Origin of the sequence: Paractinoplanes lichenicola (assembly GCF_016785085.1) — a bacterium.
Taxonomy (GTDB): domain Bacteria; phylum Actinomycetota; class Actinomycetes; order Mycobacteriales; family Micromonosporaceae; genus Actinoplanes; species Actinoplanes lichenicola.
In genome coordinates this window covers 368,459-389,396 of record NZ_JAENHO010000001.1, presented here as the reverse complement: position 1 = coordinate 389,396, position 20,938 = coordinate 368,459, and the positions used below count along the sequence as shown (strand labels likewise).

Annotated in this window: 6 protein-coding genes; 3 read left to right on the top strand and 3 right to left on the bottom strand. The window is 72.5% G+C overall.

Annotated elements, in window-relative coordinates:
• Nucleotides 1–9: 9 nt before the first annotated feature.
• The 3 genes from JKJ07_RS01805 to JKJ07_RS01795 form a co-directional block, all read right to left on the bottom strand.
• Nucleotides 10–831, bottom strand: coding sequence for an ABC transporter ATP-binding protein (locus JKJ07_RS01805; protein ID WP_236028174.1), 822 nt, complete (start codon nt 829–831; stop codon nt 10–12).
• A gap of 82 nt (nt 832–913) precedes the next feature.
• A complete protein-coding gene (locus tag JKJ07_RS01800) occupies nt 914–2,071 on the bottom strand; it encodes a FecCD family ABC transporter permease (protein ID WP_202989376.1) in 1,158 nt (385 codons plus the stop codon).
• The gene (locus JKJ07_RS01795) at nt 2,071–3,117 is read right to left on the bottom strand and encodes a FecCD family ABC transporter permease (RefSeq protein ID WP_202989375.1); all 1,047 of its coding nucleotides are present in this window, start codon (nt 3,115–3,117) and stop codon (nt 2,071–2,073) included. The genes JKJ07_RS01800 and JKJ07_RS01795 overlap by 1 nt, the downstream gene beginning before the upstream one ends.
• Before the next feature lie 133 nt (nt 3,118–3,250).
• Between JKJ07_RS01795 and JKJ07_RS01790 the strand changes: the two genes are divergently transcribed.
• Genes JKJ07_RS01790 through JKJ07_RS01780 form a run of 3 tightly spaced genes read left to right on the top strand, consistent with a single transcriptional unit; the run spans nt 3,251 to nt 20,908 of the window.
• On the top strand, nt 3,251–4,252 hold the full coding sequence (locus tag JKJ07_RS01790; protein WP_236028172.1) for an iron-siderophore ABC transporter substrate-binding protein: 1,002 nt from the start codon (nt 3,251–3,253) through the stop codon (nt 4,250–4,252).
• Nucleotides 4,253–4,301: 49 nt separating this feature from the next.
• Entirely contained in the window at nt 4,302–20,702 is a 16,401-nt protein-coding gene (locus JKJ07_RS01785) for a non-ribosomal peptide synthetase (RefSeq protein ID WP_202989374.1), read from the top strand.
• Entirely contained in the window at nt 20,699–20,908 is a 210-nt protein-coding gene (locus JKJ07_RS01780) for an MbtH family protein (RefSeq protein ID WP_202989373.1), read from the top strand. Before JKJ07_RS01785 ends, JKJ07_RS01780 begins: the two co-directional genes overlap by 4 nt.
• Nucleotides 20,909–20,938 lie beyond the last annotated feature (30 nt).

Genomic DNA, 20,938 nt, shown 5'->3' with positions numbered 1-20,938 from the left:
TCGTTCGCCTTATTCCTCGGCTGACGCCCCCAGCAGGTGGTGCCGCCCGCCCGGGATGATCAGCGGCGTGCCACTGACCGGGTCGACGGTCACCTGACAGTCGACGTCGAACACGTCGGCCACCACCTCGGGAGTGATGACGGCGGCCGGACCGCCCTGTGCGGCGATCCGGCCCGCCTTCAGGGCGACCAGATGATCGGCGTACCGGCCGGCCTGGTTGAGGTCGTGCAACACCATCACGACGGTCCGGCCGTCGCGCCGGTTGAGATCGACGACGAGGTCGAGCACGTCGATCTGGTGCGACAGGTCGAGGAACGTGGTCGGCTCGTCCAGCAGCAGCACCGGCGTCTCCTGGGCCACGGCCATCGCGATCCAGGCCCGCTGCCGCTGCCCGCCGGAGAGCTCGTCGACCGGGCGGTGGGCCAGATCGGTCATGCCCGTGGCGGCCAGCGCGGCGCTCACCGCGGCCTCGTCGGCGGCCGACCACTGCTGCCACCAGCTCTGATGGGGTGAACGGCCCCGGCTGACCAGGTCGACCACGGTCAGGCCGGCCGGGGTCACCGGGGACTGGGGGAGGATGCCGACCTGCCGGGCCACCTGCCGGGTCGGCAGCGTGTGGATCGCCTCGCCGTCGAGCCTGACGCAGCCGGCGGCCGGGGGCATGAGGCGGGCCAGCGCTCGGAGCAGCGTCGACTTGCCGCAGGCGTTGGCCCCAACGATGGCCGTGATGCGGCCGGTCGGCAGCTCGAGATCGAGATCCTCCACCACGATCCGGCCGGGGTAGGCCAGGCGCAGCCCCTCGGCCCGCAGCTCGGGTTGATGCGCGGTCAAGATCGTCCTCCATGGCGGGTGGCCAGGGTCGGCCTGTGGATGGCGGGCTTGTGGATGGCGGGCCTCAGCGATGGGGTCATGGTCAGCCTCCGGCGCCGGCTCGGTTGGCGCGGGCGAGCAGCCACAGCAGGAAGGCTGCGCCCAGCGCGCCGGTGACGACGCCGACGGGCAGGTCGGCGTCCGGGATCAAGTAGCGGGCCAGCAGGTCGCTTACGAGCACCATGAAAGCGCCGGTCAGCGCGGACGTGGCCGGTGGCGGGGTGGCCTGGCCGGCCAGCCGCTGGGCCACCTGGGGCGCGGCGAGGGCGACGAAGAGCACCGGGCCGGCGGCCGCCGTGGCGAAGGCGACGAGTCCGACCCCGGCCAGCAGCAGGCCGAACCGGGCCCGCTGCACAGGAGTGCCGAGGCCGCGGGCCACGTCGTCGCCGAGGGCCAGGGTGCGGCTCCACAAGGTGAGCAGCAGCACGAGCGGCAGCAGCAGGCCGACGGCGAGGGCCAGCGGGCCGACTGTCTCCCAGCCGCGGCCGTTGATGCTGCCGACCAGCCAGCCGAACGCCTCCTGGGCCTCGTGCAGCTTGGCGTGGGTCAGCAGGTAATCGGTGGCGCTGGTGCACATCCAGGCGACGCCGATGCCGACCAGCACGATGCGGTAGCCGCTGGCCCCGCGCCGCCAGGCCAGCAGATAGATGAGCGCCGCCGTGGCCAGCGCGCCGAGCACGCCCAGCCAGGCCCCCGAACCCACGCCGAGCACGATGCCGCCGACCACCGCGGTCGTGGCCCCGGCGTTGATGCCGATCATGTCGGGGCTGGCCAGCGGGTTGCGGGTGATCGTCTGGAAGATGGCGCCGGAGACCGCGAACGCCGCCCCGACCAGCAGGCCGGTCAGCGCGCGGGGGAGGCGCAGCTCGCGGACGATGAACGCGGAACCGCCGTTGTCACCGCCGACCAGCGCGCTCAGCACGTCGGGCAGGCTGACCGGATAGTCGCCCAGGGCCAGGCTCACGCAGAGCACGCCGAACGTGGCGACGATCAGCGCGAGGCAGACGGCAACGGTTCGGGGCGGCACGACCCCGGAGATCGGCAGCGCGGACATCCGGAAGGCGCCGGCCCGGAGCGCGGGGCCGCGGCCGGGCGGGGTGCCGGCCCGAGCAGTCGGCGTGGCGGCGCGGTCGGTCGGCGTGGCGTTGCGGTCGGCCGGCGCGGCGTCGTGAGTGGTCGGCTCGGTGTCGCGCCTCGTCATCAGAGCTCCACCGCCCGGCTCCGCCGCACCAGCGTGATGAAGAACGGTCCACCCAGGAAGGCCACCACGATGCCCGCCTGCACCTCCTCGGGCCGCGTGATCACCCGGCCCAGGATGTCGGCCACCAGCAGCAGGCAGGGAGCGAGCAGGGCGGTCGCCGGCAGCAGCCAGCGGTGGTCGGGGCCGGTGATCAGCCGGGCCACGTGCGGCACCACCAGCCCGATGAAGACGATCGGCCCGGCGATCGCCACGGCCGTCCCGGCCAGCAATGTCACCGCCACGACGGCCTGGAGGCGGATCAGCCCGACCCGGCGGCCCAGCGCGATCGCCGTGTCCTCGCCCAGCGCCAGGCTGTTGAGCGCGGGCCCGGCGGCGAGGGCGAGCACGACCCCGGCGGCCAGGAACGGGGACATGCGCCACAGCATCGCGGGGTCGGCGCCGGTCAGGGAGCCGGCCGACCAGAACCGGAAGCGGTTGAGGGCCTCGGGGTGGCGCAGCACGATCGCGCTGGTGCACGAGCCGAGCAGGAACGTCAGCGCGATCCCGGCCAGGGCGATCTTGACCGGGGTGGCGCCGCCCTGGCCCAGGCTGCCCAGCACCTGCACGGCCACGGCCCCGGCGAGCGCCCCGGCCAGCGCGAACCACACATAGCCGGCGGCCGCGGTCACGCCGAGGAAGCCCACCGCGACGACGATGGCGAACGACGCGCCCGCGCTCACCCCGAGCAGGCCCGGGTCGGCCAGCGGGTTGCGGGTCAGGCCCTGCATCAGGGCGCCGGCCAGGCCCAGGGCGAGCCCGACGAGCACGGCGCAGATGGTGCGGGGGACCCGGACGCCCCAGACGATCGCCTCGACCTGCGGGTTGTCGACCCGGGCGGCCGACCGGTCGAACACGGCCCGGAACACCTCGTCGAGCGGGACCGCCTTGCTCCCGGCGGCCAGCGACAGCACGCACAGGACCGCCAGCACCACGACAGCGGTGATCAACAACACCGTACGCCTCGGAACGGTCGCCACGGCCGCATTGACCGGGGCCGTTGTCGTCATGCTTCCTCCACGGTGGACATGGTGGCTATGCTAAGGGTTGCCTAACCCTTACCGAGCGCGCAGGGACCGCTTGTGACTTAGGTTAGGCAAACCTTACGATGACGGCGTCCATGTCTCCATCGGAGGGAACCCGTTGCTCACCTCTGCCCGCCGCCGGTTCACCGCCGTGCTGGCCGCCGCCGTTCTCTCGCTCGCCGGCTGCGCGGGTGACGACGAGGCCGCCTCCACCCCACAGTCGAGCGAGGCCGCCGGTTCCGCCTTCCCGGTCAGCGTCGAGCACAAATACGGCAGCACCGAGATCAAGGCCGCGCCCAGCCGGGTGGTCACCCTCGGGCTGAGCGACCAGGATCCGGTGCTCGCGCTGGGCGTCGTCCCGGTCGGCGCGATCGACTGGTTCCTCGAGCGCCCGTACGGCAAATGGCCGTGGGCGCAGCCCCTCTGGGCGGGTAAGGCCCCCGAGATCGTCGGCGAGCGCGACGACTTCAACCTGGAGAAGGTGGCCGCCCTCAAGCCCGACCTGATCATCGGGCTCTACTCGGGCATGAGCAAGGACCAGTACGACAAGCTCTCCAAGATCGCCCCGACCGTGGCCCAGCCCGTCGGCTTCGACGACTACACCGCCCCCTGGCAGGACATGACCAAGATGGTCGGCCAGGCCCTGGGCAAGCCGGCCGAGGCCGACAAGCTGATCGCCGGCATCGACGCCAAGCTGGCCCAGCTGGCGACGGCCAACCCGGGTTTCAAGGGCAAGTCGGTGGCCGTCGTGGAGCCGTACGAGCCGGGCAAGTACGCGGTCTTCGCGCCCAACGATCCCAAGGTCGTGCTGCTGACCAAGCTCGGCTTCGTCACGCCCGAGCCCATCGTGGACGCGGTCGGCAAGGAGTACGCGGCCGAGATCGGCTCCGAGCAGCTGTCCCTGGTCGACGTGGACAAGCTGGTCTTCCTCACCGGCGACGCCTCGACCGAGACCACCGTCAAGGCCGACAAGGTCTACGGCACGCTCGCGGTGGCCAAGCAGAACCGCGCGGTCTTCCTCCCGTACGAGGAACCGCCGCTGGGCGCCGCGCTCTCGTTCAGCACCGTGCTGAGCATCCCGTACGCGCTCGACCAGATGGTGCCGCTGCTCGCCAAGTAAGCCCCCATCCATCCCCACCAACGTCACCTTCGAGGGGCGGTACTTCGCTGTGCCCGAATTCGCGCGAACCGACGCGGTCGTCACCCTGGCCACCTGGCCCGAACTGTTCTCGGCCCAGGTGCGGCAACGGCCCGAGGCGGTGGCCGTGGTCTACGAGGACACCGCCCTCACGTACGCCGAACTCGACGAGCGGGCCAACCGCCTGGCCCACGCGCTGATCGCCCGCGGCGCCGGACCGGAGCGGGTGGTCGGCCTGTGCCTGCCCCGGTCGGCCGACCTGATCGTGGCCGAGGTGGCCGTGCTCAAGGCGGGCGCCGCCTACCTGCCGATCGACCCCGAATACCCGGCCGAGCGGATCGCCTACCTGCTCGGCGACGCCGCGCCGATCTGCGTGCTCAGCACCGCCGGCCTGGCGTCCGCGCTGCCCGCCGACGCGGTGCTGCTCGAGGACCTGGCCGCCGAGCCGCACCCGGCCACCGAGCCGGCCCCGGCGCTGACCCCGGCCAACGCCGCGTACGTCATCTACACCTCCGGCTCGACCGGCCGGCCCAAGGGCGTCGTCGTGTCGCACTCGGGCGTGGCCAAGCTGCTGGCCACCGCGACCGAACGGCTCGGGCTCGGGCCGCACAGCCGGGTCCTGCAGTTCGCGTCGCCCAGCTTCGACGTGGCGTTCTTCGACCTGTGCAACGGCCTGCTGACCGGCGGCCGCCTGGTGGTCGTGCCGGCCGAGCGCCGGGTGCCCGGCCCCGAGCTGGCCGGCTACGCCCACGAGCACGGCGTCACCATGATGATCCTGCCGCCCGCCCTGCTGGCCGCCATGCCCGCCGACTGCACCCTGCCCGCCGGCGCGACCCTGCTGGCCGGCACCGAGCGGGTCTCGGCCGAGCTGGTCAACCGGTGGGCGCAGGGCCGGCCGATGTTCAACGCGTACGGGCCGACCGAGGCCACCGTCAACTCGACGCTCGGGCTGTGCGACCCGGACACCCCGCCCGGCGCCACCGTGCCCATCGGCGTGGCCGACCCCGGCACCACCTGCCACGTGCTCGACTCCGCGCTGCGCCCGGTCGCCGCGGGCTCGGTCGGCGAGCTCTACCTGGGCGGATCGGGGCTGGCCCGGGGCTATCTGGGGCGGCCCGCGCTGACCGCGGAACGGTTCGTCGCCGACCCGTACGGGGGCTCCGGGGAACGTCTCTATCGCACCGGCGACCTGGTGCGGCTGCGCGAGGACGGGCTGCTCGAGTTCGTCGGGCGGGCCGACAACCAGGTCAAGGTGCGCGGTTACCGGATCGAGCCGGGCGAGATCGAGACCGTGATCGGCCAGCACCCGGCGGTGGCCCAGGTCGCCGTCGTGGCCCGCGAGGACAAGCCGGGCGACGTGCGGCTGGCCGCCTATGTGGTGCCCCGGCTGGACGGCACGGCCGAGCAGGTCGAGCAGTGGAAGGAGCTGCACGAGCTGCTCTACACCGCGGGCCGCACCGAGTCCTACGCCGAGAACTTCACCGGGTGGAACAGCAGCTACGACGGGTTGCCGATCCCGGTCGAGCAGATGCGCGAATGGCGCAATGCCACCGTCGACGCGATCATGGCGCTGCAGCCGCGGCGGGTGCTCGAGATCGGCGTCGGCAGCGGGCTGCTCCTGTCGCGGATCGCCCCGCAGGTGGAGGCGTACTGGGGAACTGATCTTTCGGAAGAGGCGATCCACACGCTGCGGGGGCACTTCCCCGACGTCGAGCTGTCCGCCCGGCCCGCCGACAATGTGGACGGGCTGCCGACCGGGTACTTCGACACCATCGTGATCAACTCGGTCGCGCAGTACTTCCCCTCCGGCGACTACCTGACCGACGTGCTGACCAAGGCGCTCGGCCTGCTCGCGCCGGGCGGCTCGCTGTTCCTGGGCGACGTGCGGCACCTGCGGACGCTGCCGGCCTTGCGGGCGGGCATCGAGGCCGTACGGCATGGGGTGGTCGACCCGGACGCGGTGCGGCGCGCGGTGCTGTGGGAGGGCGAGCTGCTCGTCGACCCCGACCTGTTCGCCACCCTGCCCGGCGTGACGTCCGCCGCCGTGTGGGTGAAGCGCGGGCGTTTCCACAACGAGCTGACCCGCCACCGCTACGACGTGGTGCTGCGGACCGCTCCTGTTCCCTCGCTCGTTGCGCCCGAGGACATCACGTGGGACGAGCTGTCCTTCACCGGCGAGACCCCGATGCGGGTCAGCGGTCTCCCCAACGCCCGGCTCACCGCCGACGTCGCGGCCCTCGAGGGTTCCGCTCCGGACGGTCATGACCCGGAGGACCTCTATCGGCTGGCCGAGCGGCACGGCTGGCACGCCGAGGTCACGTTCACCGCGGGCGCCTCCGACGGCCGCGTCGACGTCGTCTTCACGCCGCCCGGCCTCCCGCCGCAGCCCGCCTATCGACCCGGCCAAAACCCGGTTCCCCCGTACGCGAACCGGCCGGCCCCCTTCCGCGACGCGAACGCGCTCATGACCGTCCTGCGCGCCCACGCCCGCAGCTGGCTGCCCGACTACATGGTGCCGTCGTCGTTCGTGCCGCTCGACCGGATCCCGATGACCACCGCGGGCAAGGTCGACCGGGCCGCGCTGCCGGCCCCCGACTTCGCCGCGCTGACCACCGGCGGGGCCGCCCGCGACGCCCGCGAGGAAGTGCTCTGCGCCCTCTACGCCGAGGTGCTGGGCCTGCCCGAGGTGGGTGTGGACGACGACTTCTTCGCGCTCGGCGGCGACAGCATCGTGTCGATCCAGCTGGTCATCCGGGCCCGCCAGGCCGGCCTCGTCGTCACCCCGCGGCAGGTGTTCCAGCACCGTACGGTGGCCGCCCTGGCCCCGGTGCTCACCACCACCGGCGACGAGATCGAGGACGACCCGTCGGCGGGCGTGGGCGAGATGCCGCTGCTGCCCATCATGACCTGGCTCGACGAGTGCGGCGGCGACTTCCGGGCGTTCAACCAGTGGCTGCTCGTCCGCGTCCCGGCGGGCGCAGACCTTCCCCGTACGCTCCAAGCGATCGCCGACCGCCACGACGTGCTGCGCTCCCGGCTCGTCCGGGCCACCGCCGACGCTCCCGGCCGGCTCGTGATCGCGCCGCCCGGCTCGGTCGACGCCGCACAATGGCTGCACCGGATCGACGCCGCCGGGCTGACCGAGAGCCAGATCCGCACCCTGGCCGACGACGCGGCGCAGCAGGCCGGGCGGCGGCTCGACCCGTCGGCCGGGATCATGGCACAGGCGGTCCATCTCGACCCCGGCTATCTGGTGCTGGTCGTGCACCACATCGTCGTCGACGGCGTCTCGTGGCGGATCCTGCTGCCCGACCTGGCCGAGGCGGGCGCGGGTGCCGCCCTTGCCCCGATCGGCACGCCCCTCAAGCGCTGGGCCGAGCTCACGACCGCCGACGCGCACCGCCCCGACCGCATCGCCGAGCTGGCGCACTGGACCGGGCAGCTCGACGGCCCCGACCCGGCCTTCGGAAGCCGCGAGCTCGACATGGTCGGGGACCTGGAGACCGTACGGCGGCTGACTTTGCGTTTGCCCGCCGAGCGCACGACCGCGCTGCTCACCAGCGTGCCCGCGGCCTTCCACGCCGGGGTCAACGACGTGCTGCTGACCGCGCTGGCGCTGGCGATCACCGACTGGCGGCGCTCCCGGGGCATCGACACGCCGCCGCCGCTGGTCGCGCTCGAGGGCCACGGCCGCGAGGAGCAGATCGACCCGTCGGTGCGTCTGTCGCGCACACTCGGGTGGTTCACCAGCATCTTCCCCGTACGGCTGGACCACGGCACGACCGACGTCGGAACTGCCCTCAAGCGGGTCAAGGAGCAGCTCAACGCCGTGCCCGACCACGGCCTCGGCTACGGGCTGCTGCGCTACCTCAACCCCGAGACCGCGGCCGTGCTCGCCGAGCTGCCCGTTCCGCAGATCAGCTTCAACTACCTGGGCCGGTTCGCCGTCGCCACCAACCAGGACGCCCCGTGGACCCCCGTGCCCGGCGCCGGCGTGCTGGCCGGCGGTTACGACGCCGAGATGCCCGTCGCCCCGTACACGTTGGAGGTCAACGCCTTCACCGAGGACTACCCGGACGGCCCGCGCCTCGGCGTGACCTGGGCGTACCCGACGGCCCTGATCGACGAGGCGGCCGTGACCGAGCTGGCCGAGGGCTGGTTCATTGCCCTGACCGCACTGGTGTCACACGCCGCCGAACCCGGCGCCGGGGGTCACACGCCGTCCGACTTCCCGCTGGTGCCGCTCACCCAGGACGACGTCGACGCGCTGGCCGCCGACGACGTGCTGCCGTTGACGCCGCTGCAACAGGGCTTCTACTTCCACGCCGGCGACAGCACCGACCACTACGAGGTGCAGCAGCTAGTCACCCTCGACGGCCCGCTGGACGCCGACGCGCTGCGCCGCTCCGTGCAGGGCGTGCTGGACCGGCACGCGCCGCTGCGGGCCGGCTTCCGCGAACTGACCGACGGCCGGATCGTCCAGGTCATCGTGGACGGGGTGGCCGCTCCGTGGCGGGTCGTCGACTCCGGCCCCGACCTGGAATCGTTGCTGGCCGCGGAGCGGGACGCCGGGTTCGACCTCGCCACGCCGCCGCTGCTGCGCTGCCTGCTCGTCCGCCACGCCGACGACCGGCACACCCTGGTGCTGACCCACCACCACATCGTCACCGACGGCTGGTCGGTCGCCGTGTTCCTCCGCGACCTGCTCGACGGTTACGCCCCCCACGGCCAGCCACCGCGCCTGGCCGCGGTCACCCCATACCGCCGCTACCTGGAGTGGCTGGCCACCCGTGACCAGGAAGCCGCCACCGACGCCTGGCGCGCGGCCCTGTCCGGCTTCTCCAACCCGGCCCTGCTCGCCTTGTCGTCCCCGGCTCATGTTGATACGGCTCGTGTTGACGCAATCAATATTGACGCGGCTCATGTTGACGCAGTCCACGTTGATGCGGCTCGTGTTGATTCAGCTCGTGTTGATGCTGTCCATGTTGACGCAGTCCACGTTGATGCGGCTCGTGTTGATTCAGCTCGTGTTGATGCTGTCCATGTTGATGCGGCTCGTGTTGACGCGGCCGCCGTCAATACGGACCGCGTTGACGGTGTGAGCCTCGACGCGGCCTCCGGCTCGGTGCGGCAGGTCGCGGTGGAGCTGCCGGACGACGTAGCCACAGGGCTGACGCAGCGGATCCGGGCCCATGGGCTCACTCTCGGCACCGTGCTGCACGGCGCCTGGGGTCTGCTGCTCGGCCGGCTCACCGGTCGGCGCGACGTCGCCTTCGGCAGCACGGTCTCCGGCCGCCAGGCCGACGTGCCCGGCATCGAGTCGATGATCGGGCTGTTCATCAACACCGTTCCGGTGCGGGTGCGCTGGCACGCCGCCGAGCCGCTGGTCGACCTGCTGACCAGGCTCTCCGACGAACAGGCCGCCCTGCTTGACCATCAGCACCTCGGCCTGGCCGCTATCCAGCGCCTGGTCGGGGTCGGCGACCTCTTCGACTCGCTCGTCGTGCTCGAGAACTACCCCGACCACTCCGGACTGGCCTCCGGGGACCTGCGGGTCACCGACGTCTCCTTCCGCGAGGCCACGCACTACCCGATCAGTCTGCTCGTGGCCCCCGGCCCCCGCCTCGGCCTGACCGTCGAATACGACCCGGCCCGCATCACCCCCGCCACCCTGGACCGGGTCCGCACCGGCCTGGCCCGCCTGCTCACCGCCGTTGTCCACAGGCCCACCGAGCCGGTCGGCCGCATCGCCCTGCACGACACGGCTCTGCCCGCGCTGGAGGGCCCGCTCTTCGACGTACCCGCCACCACGCTGCCCGCCGCGATCGCCGCGCAAGCCGCCCGCACGCCGGATGCGATTGCCGTCCTGGCGGGGGAGCGCAGCCTCACCTACCGCGAACTCGACGACCGCTCCAACGAACTGGCCGCCCGCCTGATCGCCCAGCGAACCGCCAGGCCAGAGCCGGGACACTCGCCAGCCACAGCGTCCCCGGACCGGGTCGTGGCCGCGGCGTCCCCGGACCAGAGCGTGACCGCGGCTTCCCCCGAACCGATTGTGGCCGTGGCGGTGCCCCGTCGCGTGGAGTTGATCGTTGCGCTGCTTGGTGTCATGAAGTCTGGCGCCGCCTATCTGCCGCTCGACCCCGCTCACCCCGTCGACCGCCTGACCACCGTGCTCAACGACGCCGGTGCGACGGTGATCGTCACCACCGCCGACCTGGTGGCCGGCCTGCCCCGCCGCGACTTCGTGCTGGTCGGTGACCGCCCGGCGACCGCCCCGCCGGTCCCGTCAGGTGCCGGGCCGGACCACCCGGCCTACCTGCTCTACACCTCAGGCTCGACCGGCCGCCCCAAGGGCGTACTGGTCACCCATCGGGCCATCGTCAACCAGCTGGAATGGTCCCGCCGCCAGTTCCCCCTGGACGACACCGACCGCATGCTCCAGCTCGCCCCGATCGGCTTCGACACGTCGGTCTGGGAGATCTTCTGGCCCCTCTACACCGGCGCCGCAGTAGTGCTGCCCCCGTCGGACGCCGCCCAGGACCCCGCCGATCTGGCCGCCCTGATCCGCCGCCACCGCGTCACCGCCCTCACGATGGTGCCGTCCCTGGCCGCGGCTTTCCTGCTCTCCGATGGGGTCCGCGAGGACACCACCTGGGCATCAAGCCTGCGCTGGGTCTCCAGCGGCGGCGAAGCCCTCACCGGCGACCTGGCCCGCCAGTGGCACGACCTCACCGGCACCCACCTCGACAACTTCTACGGCCCCACCGAAACCGCCGTCCAGGTCACGTGGTGGCCAAACGACGGCACCCACGGCCCATCCGTCCCGATCGGTGGCCCCGTCGGCAACACCCGCCTGTACGTCCTCGACGACCACCTGCAGCCAGCTCCCGAAGGCGAGCTGTACGTGGCCGGTCCCCAGCTGGCCCGCGGCTACCTGGGTCGCCCCACCGAGACGTCCCACCGCTTCGTAGCCGACCCGTTCGGCCTCCCAGGCACCCGCATGTACCGCACCGGCGACGTGGTCCGCCGCACCCCCGACGGCACTCTCACCTACGTGGGCCGAGCCGACACCGAGATCAAAGTCCGCGGCGCCCGCATCGACCCCGCCGAGATCGAGGCCTGGCTGACCTCCCAGCCCGGCGTGGCCCAGGCCGCCGTCGCCCCGCAGACCACCGTGACCGGCGGCGTGCGGGTGGTCGGTTGTGTCGTGCCCGCGCCCGGGTCCCCGCGCCCCGATGGGCCGGCGCTGATCGCCGCGGCCGCTGCGGCCCTGCCCGCGGCCCTCGTTCCCTCGGCTGTAGTCGTTGTCGACGCGCTGCCGCTGACCCCCAATGGCAAGGTCGACCGTTCCGCGATCGCCGCCCTCGCCTCGGCACCCGCACCCGAGGCGTCCACCGGCGCTGTCTCACGTGAACCCGCCGCCGCGCCGGCTCCGGGTGACGACCGGGAGCGGGTGCTGGCCGAGGTTTTCGCGACGGTCCTCAACGTCTCCGAGGTGGACTCCGACAGCGACTTCTTCGCGCTGGGCGGGGACAGCATCCTGTCGATCGCTGTTTCAAGTCGGGCCCGGCGGCTTGGCCTGCCGATTGCGCCGCGGGATGTGCTGGCGCTGCGGACGCCACGGGCGTTGGTAGCCAGCCTCCCGGTCGTTGCGGAGCAGGCGCCGGCCATGCCTGAGCCGCTGGAGTCCGACGGCGTCGGGGACGTGCCGTTGCTGCCGATCGTGCACTGGCTGCGCGACACCGGGGCGTCGATCGATCGGTTCACGCTGCCTGTGCTTCTGAACGTGCCCGCGCACGCCGACGTGAGGCGTGTCCTGCAGGCGGTGCTGGACCGGCACGACGGCTTGCGGCTGCGGCTGCGCCGGATCGCCTCGGTGCTTTGGACCCAGGAGGCCACGCCGTCGGTCGACGCCGGTGACCTTCTGCGGCGGGTAGACGTGTCGGCGCTGCCGGAAGACGAGCTGGCCGACCTGGTCGCCGCCGAAGCGTCCGCCGCTGTCGACCGGCTCGATCCGGACGAGGGGCGGATGCTGCAGGCCGTCTGGTTCGACGCGGGTGACCGGCCCGGGCGGCTGCTGCTCATGGCCCACCACCTGGTGGTGGACGGCGTCTCCTGGCGCATCCTCCTCGACGACCTGGCCACGGCCGCCGCTGGGGCGCCGCTGCCGCCCGCGGGCACGTCGCTGCGCCGCTACGCCCAGGCCGTGCAGGCCCAGGCGCAGGCCCCGCAACGCCTGGCCGAGCTGGAGCACTGGATGCAGGTCCTCGCCCCCGGCGCCGAGCTATTGCCAGGTGGCGCGCTCGCCCCCGGTGCCGAGTCGCTGCCGAGTGGCGCGTCCGGCCCCTTCGCCCGTCGACGCGTCACTCGGCTGGGCACGGCCGAGACCCGGGCGTTGCTGAGTGCCGAGATCACCGAGACGTTGCTGGCCGCGCTCTACCGAGGTGTTCGGGGTGCGAACGGGGGTGACCTGCTGGTCGAGGTCGAGCGGCACGGGCGCGAGCAGATCGAGCCCGGCCTCGACCTGGCCCGTACGGTCGGCTGGCTCACCGCCGTTCAGCCGGTGCGGCTGGGCGGCGCGGATAAGCAGACCATCGGGGAGCAGTTGCGAGCCGCGCCCGACGGTGGTCTCGGCTACGGCATGTTGCGGCACCTCAACGCGCAGACCGCACCCATCCTGGCCCGCTACCCCGCGCCGCAGGTGTTGTTCAACTACTACGGGCGGTTCCCGGCCGGCACCGGGGAGCCGTGGACGCCGGTCGACCTGCCCACCGAGGTCAACGGCGGCCTCGACCTGGCCCACCTGTTGCAGGTCGACGTCGTCTGTGAGGAGACAGCGCACGGCCCCGAGCTGGTCACCACCTGGACGTGGGCCGACGGGCCGCTGAGCGAGCAGGACGTCACGGCCATCGCCGACGGGTGGACCACGGCCCTGCAAGGGGTGGGGCCCACGCTGCTCCGGCTGTCCGAGGACGACCTGGCCCGCGTACGGGAAATCAGTGACGGGGATGTCTGGCCGCTCTCGCCGCTGCAGGAGGGTCTCTATTTTCACGCGAGCTACGACGCGCTCGATGTCTACACCGGGCAGGACGCGTTCGACCTCGGGTTCCGGGTTGACCTCGAGCGGCTGCGGCGGGCCGGGCGGGCCCTGCTGGCCCGCAACGACGGCATGCGGGCCGGATTCGCCAGCGAGGGCCTGAGCCGGCCGGTGCAGTTCGTTCCGCACGACCTGGAGCTGCCGATCGACGAGGTGACAGCCGACTCCGACGAGGCTGTGGCCGAGGCGATGGCGCAGGACCGGGCGCGGGCGTTCGACCTCGACCACCCGCCGTTGTGCCGGCTCACGCTGATCCGCCGGCCGGGTGGGCGGGACCGGCTGATCGTCAGCCACCACCTGATCCTGTGGGACGGCTGGTCCGAGGAGCTGTTCGTCGAGCAGCTGTTCACCCTGTACGAGCAGGACGGCGACGCCACCGGCCTGGCCCCGGCGGGCTCCTACCGCGACCACCTGGCCTGGCTGGCCGGGCAGGACAAGACGACGGCGATCGAGCACTGGCGTACGGCGCTGGAGGGGTTGACCGAGCCGACGATGGTGGGCCCGGCCGATCGCAGGCTGGCCCCGGCCCTGCCCGCGCGGCAGACGGTCGAGCTGGACGAGGAGCAGTCCGCGCGGCTGCGCGACGCCACCCGGGCGCACGGCCTGACCCTCAACACCGTGTTCAGCGCGGCCTGGGGGCTGGTGCTGGGCGGGTTCGCCGGGCGCCGCGACGTGGTCTTCGGCATGACCGTGGCCGGGCGCCTCGGTGATGTCCCGCTGGTCGACAGCATCGTGGGACTGTTCCTCAACACCGTTCCCGTACGGGTGGCGCCCGACCCCCGCGAGCCGGTGCTCGACCTGCTGCGGCGCCTGCAGGAGCAGCGGCTCACGCTGATGAGCTACGACCACGTGGGCCTGGCCGACATCCAGCGCGCGGTCGGGCACGCCCAGCTGTTCGACACCTTGTACGTGATGCAGAACTTCGTCGACGAGAACGAGTCGGCCGACCTGGAACGGCGGCACAACTTCGAGGTCGTCGACAGTGTGGACGCCACGCACTATCCGCTGACTCTGGTCGTCACGCCGGGCCGCCGGTTCCGGATCGCTCTTGACCACCGCCCCGAGGTGGTCGACGGCCCGGCCGCGCGGGCGCTGCTGGATCGCCTGACCGCCGTGCTCGACCGGATCACAACCACCCCGGAACGGCCGGTCGGCGCCCTCGATCTGCTCACCGCGGACGACCGGGCGACCCTGCAGGACGACTGGGACCGCACGCGCAACCCGGTCGGCACCGACACCGTGGCCGACCTGCTGGCCGACCAGGCCGCCCGTACGCCCGACGCGGTCGCGCTGGTGGCCGGCGAGCAGCGGCTCACGTACGCGCAGCTCGACGAGCGGGTCGACCAGATCGCCCGGCTGCTGGTGGCCCGCGGGGCCGGTCCGGAGCAGGTGGTCGCGCTCGCGCTGCCCCGCACGCTGGACATGGTGGCCGCGCTGTTCGCCGTGCTGCGTACGGGAAGCGCTTATCTGCCTTTGGAATTGGACCTGCCGGCCGAGCGGCTCGGGCTGATGCTGGCCGACACCGAACCGATGTGTGTGCTCACTTACTCGTCGGTGCGGGCGATGCTGCCGCCGAGCGAGGTGCCGGTGGTCGAGCTGGACACGCCGATCGAGATCCCGGACGTGGCGCTGCCGGACAACCGGGGTGACGCGGGCCGGCTCGAGCACCCGGCGTACATCATCTACACCTCCGGGTCGACCGGGCGGCCCAAGGGCGTCGTCACGCCGTACCGGGGCCTGACCAACATGCTGCTCAACCACCGCGAGGCCATCTTCGGGCCGGTCGTGGCGGCGGCCGGGCGGCGGCTGCGGATCGCGCATACCGTCTCGTTCGCCTTCGACATGTCGTGGGAGGAGCTGCTCTGGCTCGTCGAGGGGCACGAGGTGCACGTCTGCGACGAGCAGCTGCGCCGCGACGCCGCGGGCCTGGTCGCCTACTGCGACGAGCACGGCATCGACGTCGTCAACGTGACCCCCACGTACGCCCATCACCTGATCGAGCAGGGGCTGCTGACCAACCGGCCGCCGCTCGTGCTGCTGGGTGGCGAGGCCGTGCCCGACACGGTGTGGAGCCGGCTGCGCGACACCGACGGGGTGACCGGCTACAACCTGTACGGTCCGACCGAATACACGATCAACACGCTCGGCGGCGGCACCGAGGACAGCGCCACCCCGACGGTCGGCAAGGCGATCTGGAACACCCGCGCCTACATCCTCGACGAGTTCCTGCGCCCGGCCGCCCCGGGTGCGCCGGGTGAGCTCTACATCGCCGGGATCGGCCTGGCCCGCGGCTACCACCGGCAGGCGGGACTGACCGCCGAGCGGTTCGTCGCCGACCCGTACGGCGGGCCGGGGGAGCGGATGTATCGCACGGGCGACCTCGTGCGCCGGCGCCCCGACGGCAACCTCGACTTCCTGGGCCGCACCGACGACCAGGTGAAGATCCGCGGCTACCGGGTCGAGCTGGGCGAGGTCGAGTCGGCCCTCGCCGGGCACCCGTCGGTGAAGCAGGCCGCGGTGGTCGTCGACGCGGGCAAGCGGCTGGCCGGTTACCTCGTACGGGGTCCGCAGTGGGACGAGGACGACACGGTGCTGCGGCAGGTCCGCCAGTATCTGAAGGAGCGCCTGCCCGACTACATGGTCCCGGCCGCCCTGGTCGCGGTGGATCACCTGCCGCTGACGGTCAACGGCAAGCTCGACGTCCGGGCCCTGCCCGCGGCCACGGTGCAGACCACGGCGGCCACCCGGCCCCCGTCCACGCCGGCCGAGACCGCGCTCTGCGAGATCTACGCCGACCTGCTCGACGTGCCCGAGGTGGGCGTCGACGACAGCTTCTTCGACCTCGGCGGCCATTCGCTGCTCGCGATCCGCCTGGTCAGCCGGGCCCGTACGGCGCTCGGGGCGGAACTGTCGATCCGCGACCTGTTCGAGGCGCCCACCGTGGCCGAACTGGCCGCGCGAGTCACCGGCTCTCAGTCCAAGCGGCCGACGCTGAAAAAGATGGCCAGGCCCGACAGGTTGCCCTTGTCGTTCGCGCAGCGCCGCCTGTGGGTGCTCGACCAGATGCACGGCCCGTCGGCGGCCTACAACTTCCCGCTGACCCTGCGCCTGCGCGGCCCGCTCGACGTCGACCGGCTGCACGACGCCCTGCACGCCGTGGTGGCAAAACACGAGATTCTCCGTACGGTCATCGCCTCCGACAACGGCGAGCCGTACCAGCGGATCCTGCCCGTGGACGAGGCCCGCCCTCCGCTTGAAGTGGTAAACGACGGCGACGTGACCGAGATCGCCGCCCGCCCGTTCGACCTGGCCGCCGACCTGCCGTTGCGGGCCACTCTCATCCGCCAGGGCCCCGACGAGCACGTGCTGATCCTGCTGCTGCACCACATCGTGACCGACGAGTGGTCCGACGGCCCGTTCCTGGCCGACCTGGCCGCGGCCTATGAGGGCCGAGCCGACATCACCGGCCCGCACGAGGGCCGGCATGAAGAGCCGCTGCCGGTGCAGTACGCCGACTACACCCTGTGGCAGCGCGACCTGCTCGCTCAGGTGGAAGAGAAGCAGCTTGAGTTCTGGCGCACCGCCCTGGAGGGTTCGCCTGAAGAGATCCTGCTGCCGTTGGACCGCCCTCGCTCGGCCGAGCCCAGCGCGGACGGCGACGAGGTGACAGTCGACCTGCCCGTTGAGGTTGTCCGTGGTCTACGGCGGCTGGCGACCGACATCGGGGCCAGCCCGTTCATGGTGGCCCACGCGCTGACCGCGGCTCTGCTGCATCGGATCGGCGCGGGTGACGACATCCCGCTGGGTGCGCCGATCGCCGGCCGCACCGAGGACGACCTTCACGACCTGGTCGGGTTCTTCGTCAACACGCTCGTGCTGCGAACCGACCTCAGCGGCGATCCCAGCTTCGCCGGATTGCTGGCCCGAGTCCGCGATGGCGATCTGACCGCTTTCGAGAACCAAGACGTGCCCTTCGAGGCAGTTGTCGAGGCGGTCAACCCGCCTCGGTCGCTGTCGAGGCACCCGCTGTTCCAGGTCATGGTCGTGCACCGCAACAACACGGCTGACGCGTTCACGCTGGCCGGGATCGAGGTCGAGGACGAGCCGCTGAACACCGGCACCGCCCGGTTCGACCTGGTGGTGGAGCTGGCCGAGGGTGGCGGGGAGGCGATGACCGCACGGCTTACCTACCGCACGGAGTTGTTCGACCGGCCGACGGTGGAACTGCTGGCCCGGCGGCTGGTCGCGCTGGCCACGGCCGCGGTGGCGAGCCCGGAGAAGCCGGTGAGCGGGCTCGACATCCTGGTCGACGACGAGCGCGAGCGCGTGCTCCGCCAGTTCAACAACTCAGCCCGTACGGTCGAGGAACTGAGCCTTTCCGCCGCGTTCGCCCAGCGGGTCGGCGAAAACCCTGACGCGCTCGCCGTGGTCGACGGTGACCGCACGCTCACCTACGCCGAGCTCGCCGACCGCGCCCGTCGCCTGGCCGGGGTGCTGGCCGCCCGCGGCGTACGACCCGAAAGCATCGTCGCCGTGGCCACCCCGCGGTCGCTCGAGACGATCGTGGCCGTCATGAGCGTGCTCGAGCTGGGCGCCGCGTTCCTGCCGCTCGACCTGCAGCACCCGGCCGACCGGCTGGCCTTCATGATGACCGACTCGGGCACCCGGCACGTGCTCACCACGGATGCGGTCGCCTGCACGCTGCCCGACGTGGACGGGGTCGCTCGCATCCTCGTCGAGGATGATCATCCGCAGGGCGAGGTTCCCAAAGCACCGGAGGGGATCGACCACGCCGCGTACGTCATCTACACCTCGGGCTCGACCGGCCGACCCAAGGGCGTGACCGTCACCCACGAGGGCATCGGCAGCCTGGTCGCCACGGGCATCGACCCTATGGGCGTGACGGCTGAGAGCGGCATCCTGCAGTTCGCCTCGATCGGCTTCGACGTGTTCGCCTTCGAGCTCTCGATGGCCCTGGCCTCGGGCGCCCGCCTGGTGATCGCCCCCGACGAGGCGCGCACCCCCGGTCCCGCGCTGACTCAACTGCTTTCCCGGTACGAGGTAAGTCACGCGATCCTGCCGCCCTCGCTGGTAGCCGCGCTGCCGCCGGGTTGCGAGCTGCCGGCCGGGCTGACCGTGCTGGTCGGCACCGAGCAGGTCCCGCCCGAGGTGATCTCGCGCTGGGCCGCCACGCTGCGCTTGTTCGTCGCGTACGGGCTGACCGAGGCGACGGTCAACTCGACGCTGTGGCGGGCTCAGCCGGGCTGGGCGGGCGCGGTGCCGATCGGGGTGCCCGACCCCAACACGGTGGCCTACGTGCTGGACCGGCGGCTGCAGCCGGTGCCGCCGGGCGCGATCGGCGAGCTCTACATCGCCGGCCGGGGGCTGGCCCGCGGCTACCTCGGCCGCCCCGGGCTGACCAGCGAGCGGTTCGTCGCCGACCCGTACGGGCCGGCCGGCGCCCGCATGTATCGCACCGGCGACCGCGCCCGGTGGCGGGCCGACGGCCTGATCGACTTCCTGGGCCGCGTCGACGACCAGGTGAAGATCCGCGGCCACCGGATCGAGCCGGCCGAGGTGGAGACGGCCCTGACCGCGCACCCGGACGTGGCGCAGGCGGTCATCGTCGTCGACGGCACGGGCGACGCGACCCGGCTCATCGGCTACGTGACGGCCGCGGACGGCGCCGTCGACCCGGTCGCCGTGCGCGACGACCTGGCCGCCCGGCTGCCCAGCTATTTGGTGCCCGCGCTGATCGTGGCGGTCGACGGCGACCTGCCGCGCACCCCGAACGGCAAGGTGGACCGGCGCCGGCTGCCCGCCCCCGACTGGGCGGCGCTGGCCGGCGACGCGGCCCCGGCCACCGAGGTGCAGACCCGGCTGGCGTCGCTCTTCGCCGACATCCTGGGGCTGCCCCGGGTGGGTGTGGACGACAACTTCTTCGCGCTCGGCGGGCACTCGATGTCGTGCATGCGCCTGATCGGCGGGGTGCGCTCGGCATTCGGGGCCGACCTGCGGGTGCGCGACGTGTTCGACTCGCCGACCGTGGCCGGCCTGGCCCGCCTGATCGACCGGGCCGACTCCGACCGGCCTGCGTTGGTCGCGCGGCCGTCCGCCGAGGAAGCCGACGGGCGGGCCGCTCCCGTGCAGCGAAGCCTGGCCAGTTCCCCGTACGGGGGCTGGGATCTGGCCTTTGTCTTCCGCGGGGTCGACGGCAACACGTTCGCGGCCGCGCTCGACGCCGTGGTGGAACGGCATGCGCCGCTGCGCACCGGGTATCGCTGGGCGGCCGGCGAGCTGTGGCGGGTCGACGTCGAGCGGCCCGAGCTGGAACGGGTCGACCGCACCGACGAGTCCCTCGAGGAGCAGCTGGCCCGGCTCAGCCGCGAACCGGTCGACATGCTCGGGCGCGCGCCGCTGCGGGCCCGGATGCTGGGCAACCAGGCCGTCCTGCTGACCGTGCACCACCTCGGCGTGGACGAGTGGTCGGTGGTGCCGCTGATCCGCGACCTGGCCGCCGCGTACGAGGGCACCCCGGTTCCGCCGCTGCCGGTCGACTACGCCGACTACACCAAGTGGCAGTACGCGCTGCTCGGCGACCCGGCCGACCCGGCCTCCGTGTACGCCCGTCAGCTCGCTCAGTGGCGGGCACAGCTCGACGGAATGCCGCGCCTGGAACTGCCGGGCGCGGTGGGGGAGCCGACCGGGCGTGGCGGGCTGGTGCCGATCGTGCTCGACGGGGCGACCCACCGTGCGGTCGACGAGCTGGCCCGGCGTACGGGAACCAGCATGTTCATGGTCTTCCACGCCGCCCTGGCCGCGCTGCTGACCGGCTCGGGCGCCGGCCCCGACCTGCCCATCGGGGCGCTGGTGGCCGGCCGCTCGGAACCGGCGCTGGCCGACCTCGTGGGCTGCTTCCTCAACACGGTGGTGCTGCGGACCGGCACGGGCGGGGATCCGACGTTCGCCGAGCTGCTGTCCCGCGTACGGGAAACCGATCTTGGCGCTCTTGACCGTCAGGACCTGCCGTTCGACGCGCTCGGCCGCACGCCACACGTGATGATCGTGCATCACGAGGAGGCGCGGCTGGCCGACGTCGGTGGCTTCGCGCTGGAGTCGCTGCCGACCGGGGCGCTGCGGGCCGAGCTGACGCTGAGCTTTTACGAGCCCGCCGACGACCGTCCGGTGCATTGCGACCTGGAATACGCCGAGGGTCGCTTCACGCACGCGGACATGGTGGCGCTCGGTTCGCAGTTCCGGCGCCTGCTGACCGCGGCGGTCGCCGACCCTGACCTGTCCCTCTCCGCCCTCTACGAAAGGACCGTCCGATGACCAACCCCTTCGAGGACCCCGACGGCCGCTACCTGGTGCTGGTCAACGACGAGGACCAGCACTCGCTGTGGCCCTCGTTCGTCGACGTGCCCGCGGGCTGGACGGTCGCGTTCGGCGAGGAGTCCCGGGCCGCGTGCCTCGACTACGTGGAACGCACCTGGACCGACCTGCGCCCGCGCTCACTGCGTGATCGAATGGCCTCCTGAAACGCTCGATCGGGTCACCGAGGGTTGGGG

Excerpts from the sequence above, each read along its gene's own strand:
- JKJ07_RS01800 (WP_202989376.1), bottom strand. The coding sequence starts at position 2,071 with ATGACGAGGCGCGACACCGAGCCGACCACTCACGACGCCGCGCCGGCC.
- JKJ07_RS01795 (WP_202989375.1), bottom strand. The coding sequence starts at position 3,117 with ATGACGACAACGGCCCCGGTCAATGCGGCCGTGGCGACCGTTCCGAGG.
- JKJ07_RS01780 (WP_202989373.1), top strand. The coding sequence starts at position 20,699 with ATGACCAACCCCTTCGAGGACCCCGACGGCCGCTACCTGGTGCTGGTC.